The 9,090-nt window shown below is 71.8% G+C and carries 6 protein-coding genes and 1 pseudogene; 3 read left to right on the top strand and 4 right to left on the bottom strand.

The window, feature by feature from the left end:
• Positions 1–377, top strand: a 377-nt coding sequence (locus tag QR77_RS25150) for a dienelactone hydrolase family protein (protein ID WP_040024371.1), incomplete at its 5' end; no start/stop codon positions are given.
• Complete coding sequence (locus tag QR77_RS25145; protein WP_040024370.1) at positions 377–664, top strand: DUF6295 family protein; 288 nt, start codon at positions 377–379, stop codon at positions 662–664. The genes QR77_RS25150 and QR77_RS25145, both read left to right, overlap by 1 nt.
• Before the next feature lie 88 nt (positions 665–752).
• Here the strand turns inward: QR77_RS25145 and QR77_RS25140 are convergent, their stop codons facing one another.
• On the bottom strand, positions 753–2,555 hold the full coding sequence (locus QR77_RS25140; RefSeq protein ID WP_052489705.1) for a GMC family oxidoreductase: 1,803 nt from the start codon (positions 2,553–2,555) through the stop codon (positions 753–755).
• Positions 2,556–2,913: 358 nt separating this feature from the next.
• Here QR77_RS25140 and QR77_RS25135 point away from each other — a divergent pair, with 358 nt between their 5' ends.
• Positions 2,914–4,830, top strand: a complete 1,917-nt coding sequence (locus QR77_RS25135) for an NAD-binding protein (RefSeq protein ID WP_347359792.1) — start codon at positions 2,914–2,916, stop codon at positions 4,828–4,830.
• Between the two features lie 33 nt (positions 4,831–4,863).
• On the opposite strand, the gene QR77_RS25130 is transcribed toward QR77_RS25135, so the two are convergent.
• The 3 genes and pseudogenes from QR77_RS25130 to QR77_RS47515 form a co-directional block, all read right to left on the bottom strand.
• Positions 4,864–6,504 carry a succinic semialdehyde dehydrogenase gene (locus QR77_RS25130; protein WP_040024369.1) on the bottom strand — a complete coding sequence of 547 codons (1,641 nt, stop codon included), beginning with the start codon at positions 6,502–6,504 and terminating at the stop codon, positions 4,864–4,866.
• 166 nt (positions 6,505–6,670) lie between these two features.
• Complete coding sequence (locus QR77_RS25125; RefSeq protein WP_040024367.1) at positions 6,671–8,389, bottom strand: serine/threonine-protein kinase; 1,719 nt, start codon at positions 8,387–8,389, stop codon at positions 6,671–6,673.
• A gap of 109 nt (positions 8,390–8,498) precedes the next feature.
• A pseudogene (locus QR77_RS47515) lies at positions 8,499–9,090 on the bottom strand (serine/threonine protein kinase); the annotation flags it as partial.

Below are 9,090 nucleotides of genomic sequence, written 5' to 3'. Positions count from 1 at the left end.
GCTACTGCTCGGGAGGCCGTCAGTCCTTCCTCAGCCTGGCGAGCCTGGACCTGCAGGCCGGCGTCGACTGCTACGGCGCGTTCGTCACCGGCACACCCCCCGAGGGCATGCCGGTCCAGATGGAACCGCTCAAGCACCTGACCAAGGACCTGACGGGACCGCTGCTCGGGCTGTTCGGCAACGACGACCAGTACCCGTCGCCCGCCCACGTCGACGAGCTGGAGGAGGAGCTGAAGGCGCACGGCAAGCCGTACGAGTTCCACCGCTACGACGACACGGGCCACGGCTTCTTCGCCGTCGACCGGCCTGCCTACCGGCCCGCTTCCGTGATGGACGGCTGGGAGAAGATCCTGCGCTTCTACGGGGAGAACCTCTGATGTGCACCTACCTGACCGAGAAGATCTCGATCGAGGGCAGCGGCAAGGGGGCCAAGGGCTACTTCTCGCTGACCGAGGCCACGGTCTACGTGGACCACCCGCAGCACGCCCCGTACGAGCACACCGTCAACATCGACTTCCTCAACCCGTCGCAGGGCCCCTCGTCCCGGGTGGCCGTCGAGCTGACCGAGGAAGCGGCGCTCGCGCTCGCCGACGCGATCCGCACCGCGCTGGCCTCGGCCCCTCCGGGGCTGGCGTCCAACGCCCAGGCCTCCAGGGCCGCCTGACCTCCGCGCGTACCACCCGCCGCCCCGGCACCCGGTCTTCTGCCGCGTGCCGGGGCGGAGGTGTGCGGCTCCAGACGACAGTGGGGCGCTACGCGGGCGGCTCGGCGGGGCCGGGACCTGGACCGGGACCTGGACCGGCGGGCTTGGCCGGTACCTTCGGCATGCCGAGGAACGGCAGCCTCAGCGCGCCGAACGCCTCCGGGGGCACCGCCGGCGACACCGGCTCGACCGGCGCCTGGCGTACGTAGGCCGCGCCCTGCGCCGGCCGGGGGTCCTCCTCGCCCTTGTTGGGCCAGAACGACATCGCGCGCTCCGCCTGGGCGGTGATGGTCAGCGACGGATTCACGCCCAGGTTCGCCGAGACCGCCGCGCCGTCGACCACCGAGATGCCCGGGTGCCCGTACAGCCGGTGGTACGGGTCTATGACCCCGTCCGCCGCCGAGGCGCCTATCGCGCAGCCGCCCAGAAAGTGCGCGGTCAGCGGGGTGCCCATCAGCTCGCCGATGTTGCTGCCGGGGAAGCCGTTGATCTCCTCGGCGATGAGGTTGGCGGCGCGGGCCGCCTCCGGTATCTGCGTGGGGTTGGGCGACCCGTACCCCTGGCGCGCGGTCAGCAGGCCCTTCCCCACCCCGCCCGGCTTGCGGTACGTCGTCAGGGAGTTGTCCAGCGACTGCATCACAAGCCCGATGATGGTGCGTTCGGACCAGCGGCGGTTGGAGAGCGAACGGACCAGTTGCGCCGGGTGCTTGACCGCGTGCGCGAGCCAGCCGCGCACCCGCCGGTCGCTGTGCGGCACTTGGAGTATGGACAGCGCGCCCATCGCGTTGGAGCCCTTGCCGTAACGCACCGGCTCCACATGGGTGTGGGCGTCCGGGTGCATCGACGACGTGATCGCCACGCCCCTGGTGAAGTCGGCCTTCGGCACGCCGTGCCGCTCGCGGTAGCGGCGGTCGTCGGTCTGCGCGCCCACCAGGGCCTCGGAGTTCGTACGGGTCAGCTCGCCCAGCCGCGCCGAGATACGCGGCAGGAGCCCCTTGTCCTTCATGGTGTGCAGCAGGGTCTGTGTGCCGTACGTCCCGGCCGCGATCACCACCTGCCGGGCGCGCAGCACCCGGTGCGCGCCCTTCCTGGCCTTTCCGCGCGCCTCGGTGGGCACCGTCAGCACCCGGTGGCCGCCCGCGCCGTCCTCGGTCACGGCGACGACGGACGTCATGGGGTGGATCACCGCTCCGGCGCGCTCGGCCAGATAGAGGTAGTTCTCGGTGAGGGTGTTCTTCGCGCCGTGCCGGCAGCCCGTCATGCACTCGCCGCACTCGGTGCAGGCGGTACGCGCGGGGCCCGCGCCGCCGAAGTAGGGGTCGCCGACGGCCTCGCCGGGCGCGCCCACCTCCGTACCCTCCGCGTCGTCGCCGTCCCCGAAGAAGACCCCGACCGGCGCGAGATGGAAGCTCTTCCCGACCCCCATCGCCTCGGCCGCCGCCTTGAGATGCACGTCGGAGGGGGTCATGGTCGGGTTGAGCCGGACGCCGAGCATGCGCTTCGCCTGGTCGTAGTACGGCTTCAGCTCCTGCTCCCAGTCGGTGATCGACGCCCACTGGGGGTCCTGGAAGAACGCGGCGGGCGGTACGTAGAGGGTGTTGGCGTAGTTGAGGGAGCCACCGCCGACCCCGGCGCCCGCGAGCACCATCACATGGCCGAGCAGGTGCACGCGCTGGATGCCGTAGAGCCCGAGTGCCGGGGCCCAGAGGTAGTTCTTGACGTCCCAGGAGTTCTTCGGCAGGGACGCGCGGCTGAAGCGGCGGCCCGCCTCCAGGACGCCCACGCGGTAGCCCTTCTCGGTCAGCCGCAGCGCGGTGACCGAGCCGCCGAAGCCGGAGCCGACCACGATCACGTCGTAGTCGTACGTGTCGGCATGCGCGGCGTCGTGCCTGTAGGCATGCGCGTCGTCATGCCTGTCGTCGTGCCTGTCGTCGTGCGCGTCGTCATGCCTGTCGTCGTGCTCGCCGATGGGGGTGGTGGGTGCGTCGTCGTGTGACACGGGCAGCAGTCCGTCCTCTCGTCTTCTTCCGCTCGAACCGGGCGCTGTTGTCCGGATACCCCGGAATCCTGCCCCTGCGGCAGTCGTGCGATCTCGCGGCCCCCAGCTACGGATCCACTATCCGCGCGCCACGGCGGTCTGGTTCATACTCTTCCGAAGCCGACGGCCCGCACCGGGCACGTTCGAGCAAGCCCCCGACAACGGGATGGACATGAGCACGCGTCAGCAAGGCCCTCAACTGCCCCCCGACGGGCCGTCCGCCACAACCGACAGTGAGGCCGTCGGACACATGGTGATCTGCGGCGACAACTCCCTCGCCCAGCGGCTCACCCATGAACTGGTCTCGGTGTACGGGCAGGACGTGACCTTGATCCTGCCGCCGCGGCAAGGGCAGAGCGACCGGATGGGAGGGATGATGCGCGATCCCCGGCTGCCCGTACGGATCGTGGAGGCCCACGAACCTGACGACGCGGCACTGCGGGAAGCCGGCATCGAGACCGCGACCGCGCTGGCGCTCACCTCCGGCGACGACCAACTCAACATCCACATCGCGTTGCGCGCACGCCGGATCAACCCGGAACTGCGCCTGGTCATCAGGCTGTTCAACCGAGGACTCGGCCGGTACGTGGAGACGCTCCTCGACCGCGCCGTGGAAATCCGCAGCCCGTCCCTGGCCTCGTCGGCAGTCGACGCCTCCACCACTGTGCTGTCCGACGCCGACACCGCGGCGCCCTCACTCGTCGCCGCTGCGATCGTCGGCAACGAGAAGATCATTCACGCCGGTGGCATGTTGCTGCGAACGAAGCAGCGAACGGTCGGCACAGCGGGCCGGCGCGATCCGCTCGCCACCCTCGCCCTGCTGCCCGAGGCGGCGGACCAGTCCGACGAACGCGCCATGGGCACCATGATCGAGGGTCCTTCGATCCTGCCGGACGCGCGCGAGATCGCCGCGGCGGCGCCGGAGCGCGGCGCGGTCGTCCTTGAGGCGGTGGCCGACCGGCCACGCGGGCTCACCCCTGCGCCCCGGCTCCCGCACCTTCGCCTCGGCCTGTTCTTCTCACGCCGCCTGCGCGTCGCCTTCGCCGGCATAGGCACCGTTCTGGCGCTGCTCGCCGCCGCGAACTGGTACGTGAGCGGGCAGAGCCCCGAGCACGCCGCCTACACGACGCTGCTCAACGTCTTCGGCATCAACGACCCCGCCCTGGAGAGCCCCGCCGGCGAACAGATCCTCCAGTTGCTCTGCGGCCTCGCCGGAATGCTGCTCCTGCCGTTGCTGCTGGCAGCGGCGCTGGAGGCGTACGGGACCTTCCGGGCCGGTTCGGCCCTGCCGGGGCCGCCCCGGAACATCTCGGGCCATGTGGTGCTGCTCGGCCTCGGAAAGGTCGGTACCCGTGTCCTGGCACGGCTGCTGGAGCTGGACATCCCCGTCGTGTGCGTCGAGCGGGATCCCGAAGCCCGCGGTATCGCCCTGGCCCGCTCGCACCACGTACCGACTCTGATAGCCGACGTCTCCCAGCCGGGCGTGCTGGAGGACGCCCGCATCGACCGGGCCCGCGCCTTGATGGCCCTCACCAGCGACGACTCCGTCAACCTGGAAGCCGTACTCAACGCCCGGCACATCAAGCCCGAAGTCCGCGTGGTCATGCGGCTGTTCGACGACGATTTCGCGGCCACCGTCTACGGCGCCCTGCGCGACGCCTACCCCGCCGCGCAGACCCGCAGCCGATCCGTCTCGGCGCTCGCCGCCCCCGCGTTCGGCGCCGCGATGATGGGACGTGAGGTCCTGGGGGCCGTCTCGGTCGGCAGGCGCGTCCTCGTCTTCTCCTCGGTGGCGGTCGCCGGCAATCCCCGGCTGGAAGGCCGCACGGTGGCTGAGGCCTGCCTTCCCGGCGTCTGGCGCGTGCTCGCGCTCGACACCGCCCTGACACGCGAACACCGACCGGACCTCATGGCCATCCTCTCCGGCGGCTCGGGCACCCTCTCCTGGCAGCCGGACGCGGGCTACGCACTCACCGCCGGCGACCGTGTGGTGGTGGCCGCCACCAGGCGGGGCCTCGGAGACCTGACGCAGGCCGCCACCCCGAGGGAAGGAGCCGTCCCGGCCGGGCAGAGCAGCCAGTTGGCCTAGTCGTCTCCGACACCCCGGGTCGTCTCCGCCCGCCTAGCGCAGGCGGAACGCCTTCATGGCGCGCAGGCTCCGGCTCATGAACGCCGCGTACTTCTCGTCGTCCATCCCGAACGACGGCGCCATCGGCAGGATCCGCTGCTGGGCGACGGTCTGGGACTCGGTGTACTTGAGGATGCCCTCGGAGCCGTGCCGCCTGCCGATGCCGGAGTCCTTCATGCCGCCCATCGGGGACTGGACGCTGCCGTACGCCGACGCGTACCCCTCGTTGATGTTGACCGTGCCCGTGCGCAGCCGGGCGGCGATCGCGTGTCCGCGCCTGGCGTTCTTCGTCCAGACGCTCGCGTTGAGGCCGTACGGGGTGGCGTTGGCGAGGGCGACCGCCTCGTCCTCGGCGCCGAACCGGTAGACCGAGACGACCGGGCCGAAGGTCTCCTCGGCGCACACGGTCATCGGCGCCTCGACGCCGTCCAGGATGGTCGGCTCGTAGAAGTACGGCCCGATGTCGGGGCGGGCGACCCCGCCCGCGACCAGCGTGGCGCCCTTGGCGACGGCCTCTTCGACATGAGCCGTGACGGTCTTGAGCTGGCGTTCCCCGGCGAGGGAGCCCATGTCGGCGCCGTAGGCGAGAGAGGCGCCGAGCCGCATGGCCTTCGTACGGGCGGCGAAGCGCTCCAGGAAGGCGTCGGCGACCGACTCGTGGACGTAGAGCCGCTCGATGGAGATGCAGAGCTGTCCGGCGGAGGAGAAACAGGCGCGGACCGCGCCCGCCGCCGCCTTCTCCACATCGGCGTCGGCAAGGACGAGCATGGCGTTCTTGCCGCCCAGCTCCAGCGACACCCCGATCAGGCGGTCGGCGGCGCCGCGCGCGATCTCGCGGCCGGTGCGCGTCGAGCCGGTGAAGGCGACGTAGTCGGCGTGCTTGACGATCTCGGGCCCGACGACCGGGCCATCGCCCAGCACGACCTGGAAGATCCCGGCGGGCAGCCCGGCCTCGATCAGCAGGTCACGGGCCCAGAGCGCGGTGAGCGCCGTCCCGGTGTCGGGCTTCATCACCACGGCGTTGCCGGCGGCGAAGGCGGGCAGCGCGTCGCCGGCGGACAGCTCCAGCGGGTAGTTCCAGGGGGCGATCTGGCCGATGACCCCGCGCGGCTGGCGCAGCTCGGTGACCTTGGTCAGGGTCGGTACGGCGCCGGTGTGCCGCCGGGGCCGCAGGTACGACGCGGCCTTGCGCCCGTAGTGCCTGGCCTCGACGGCGAGCCCCTGCACCTCTTCGTGGGCGTGCAGCCTGGCCTTGCCGGTCTCCAGTTGGATCAGGTCGAGCACCTCGGCCTGGCGCTCCAGCAGGAGGTCGTGGAAGCGCAGCAGTACGGCGCCGCGCCGCCCGGGGGGTACGGCGGCCCAGGCGCCCTGGGCGGCGCGCGCCCGCTCGAAGGCGGTGGCGACGTCCTCGGGGGTCGACTCGGGCAGGTCGGCCAGCTTCTCGCCGGTGAAGGGCGAGTGGCCGGCGGTACGGCCGGAACCGACGACACCACGGGTGAGGTGGGCGACCACCTCGGGCGTGACGACATCGGCGGCGGTACGCGCGCCCGCCGGGCTCGCTGCCACGGGATTGGTGCCGGGCCGGACGGCGGAAGCCGGTGTGCCCGTCGTTGACGGGTCCGTCGTGGGCGTCATGGAGGGAGCGTATGCCGCATCCCGGGCTTTGGGTACCCGGCGGTAACACTCTTTCACCGGGCACTCACAAGGACGCCGGCGATCGTCGGCGGTGACCCCGCCGGGCCGCTGCCCTCCGCCGCCTCAGCCGCCGCGTCGGCCGCCCCGTCCGCCCCCGTCCGCTGCCTCAGGCCTGTATGTCGAGATGCTCGACGACGCCCGCGAACAGCTCCTCGCCCGGCTTCTCGGCCCAGCCCTCCGCCGGCATCGACACCCGCAGCCGCAGATACGTGTCCTGCGGGCCGTCGCCCGGGAGGATCAGCTCGTGCCACCGGTAGACGTACGGGTCCGGGTCGTTCGTGGTCGGGTCGGTGTAGTCGACGATCGTCTCGAAGCCCTTCTTTCCGTGGTACTCCACGGACTTCTGGGTGACCTCGACGGGCTTGACCTCCCGGCCGTCCTCACCACCGGCCTCGTAGTACTGCTTCCAGGCACTCCGGTCCGCCTCCAGCACGTCGGCCACCGGGTCCGACGTGACCCGCTCCACATAGACCCGGAAGACGGAACTGGGGTCGTAGTAGGTGACGTTGGTGACCTCGGTCCCGGTGTCGTCCTGCCGGCGCGAGTAGTCGTCCGGTACGGCGACCTTGGCGCCGAGGATCTCGTTCTCCGGCCGGACACCCCAGCCGTCGGGCAGCCCGCTGCCGCCGAAGGGGTTCGCGAGGAGCAGCACCAGGGCGACGGCCACGACGAGCACGCCGCCGCCCAGCCCGTACCAGCCCTTGCGGTTGTTGTGCAGCACCGGCGGCACCCACGCCTGCGCACGCGTCAGGCCGGGGCCCGTGGCGTTCGGCGCCGACGCGAGCTGGGTCAGGCCCGTGGGGGACGGCGGGAGGGCCACGGAAGCGAGCACCTGGCGGATCTCCGCCGTGTCGGGCCGCGCGCCCGGCTCCTTGCGCAGCAGCCGAACCATCAGGGTGCCCAGCGCGCCGGTGCCACGAGCGGGGAGCTGCGGCTCGGCGGACAGCACCGCCTGGAGGGTCGCCGGGGCGTGGGAGCGGCGGAACGGCGACACGCCCTCGACCGCCAGATACAGCACCACGCCGAGCGACCACAGGTCGGACTCGGGGCCCGGGTGCTGTCCGAGGACCCGCTCGGGGGCGGTGTACTCGGGGGAGCCGACGAAGGCGCCGGTGTCCGTCAGACCCTGCTCGCCCTCCAGTTGGGCGATGCCGAAGTCGCTGAGCACGACGCGGTCGTCCGGTCCGAGCAGGATGTTGTCGGGCTTGACGTCGCGGTGGAGCACGCCCTTGGCGTGTGCGGCGGTGAGGGCGTTCAGTACGGCGAGTCCGATACGGGCCGCCTCGCGCGGGGCGAGGGTGCCTTCCGCCAGCCGGTCGGCGAGCGAGTGGCCCTGGACCAGCTCCATCACGATCCACGGCTTGTCGTCCTCGATCACGACGTCGTGGATGGTGACGACCGCCGGGTGGTCGACCTTGGCGGCGTGGCGCGCCTCGCGGCGCATCCGCTCGTACACCTGGTCACGTTCGCGCTCGCCCAGGTGCTCGGGCACCTGCGGCTCCTTGACGGCCACTTCGCGCTCGACGACGGTGTCGAAGGCGCGCCAGACCGTGCCCATGCCGCCGCGCCCGAGGCGGGAGTCGAGGCGGTAGCGGCCGCCGAGCAGCCGTCCCACGGAAGGTGCGGCCGCGCCGGGCTGGTTCAGGCGGGTGGGCTCGTAACCGGGGTCTGCGGACCCGCTGTTCGCGGATGGCGTGCTCTCGGCAGGCGTGCTGCGGGAAGGCGTGCTGTGGGAAGGCGTGTTCTGCGGCGGCACCTGTGGGCCGTTCGGCGGCTGGAGTGAGTAACTTGTGGGCTCGTTCGCCCGTCCCCCGTCGTTGGTCATGCTCACATCCTTACGAATGGCGGCCGCTGTTGTCAGCACGGCGGCCGAGCGGATGCAGAGCCGTGACAGTGCCCCCGGGTACGTCAGCGCGGGGCCTCGGCGCACCGCCTCAGCGCAGAGCCTCGAACGAGTCGAGAGCGGTGTAGAACTGCCGGCGCGCCTCGTCGAGCCGCCCGACGGGGGCGGAGACCCAGACGTCGTACATCCTGCCCCGCTCGTCCCAGCAGAGGTCGAAGGTGTGCCGGTCGCCCTCGGCGGGGTTGAAGCCGTCCCAGGTGAACTCCCAGAGCGCGGCGGGATATCCGTTGTGCGTGGTCGCCGTGACGCTGCCGTCGTGGTAACCGGGGTTGCTGTCGGAGCCGTTGACGTCCGAGGTGTGCATGGCGGCGGTGGGACCGCCGGGCACCGGGTGCTGGGAGCGGATACCGATCCGCATCGCCTTGTCCACCGACATGTAGTAGACGCGCAGGTCGTCGTGGGAGCGGACGAAGCCGTCGGGGACGGCGAGGGTGAAGCCCGCCTCGTCGCTGACGGTGTGATAGCCGGCGGGGGCCGGGGGGAGGTCGGACACCTGGGGGGTCGGCGCCGTCGGGGCCGACGCCTGGACCGACTCCGGTGGCTGGGACGGGGATTGGGACGGTGACTGGGGCCGTACGGCCGGGGCGTCGGGCGCGCCGCTCGTGACCGGGCGCCCACCGGCC

The organism is Streptomyces sp. 150FB (assembly GCF_000818195.1).
Taxonomy (GTDB): Bacteria; Actinomycetota; Actinomycetes; order Streptomycetales; family Streptomycetaceae; genus Streptomyces.
This window is presented reverse-complemented; position numbering and strand designations above follow the sequence as displayed.

Bases quoted from the DNA above. Each gene is read 5' to 3' on its own strand.
- QR77_RS25125 (WP_040024367.1), bottom strand. From the start codon at position 8,389: ATGACCAACGACGGGGGACGGGCGAACGAGCCCACAAGTTACTCACTC.
- QR77_RS25135 (WP_347359792.1), top strand. From the start codon at position 2,914: ATGAGCACGCGTCAGCAAGGCCCTCAACTGCCCCCCGACGGGCCGTCC.
- QR77_RS25130 (WP_040024369.1), bottom strand. From the start codon at position 6,504: ATGACGCCCACGACGGACCCGTCAACGACGGGCACACCGGCTTCCGCC.
- QR77_RS25145 (WP_040024370.1), top strand. From the start codon at position 377: ATGTGCACCTACCTGACCGAGAAGATCTCGATCGAGGGCAGCGGCAAG.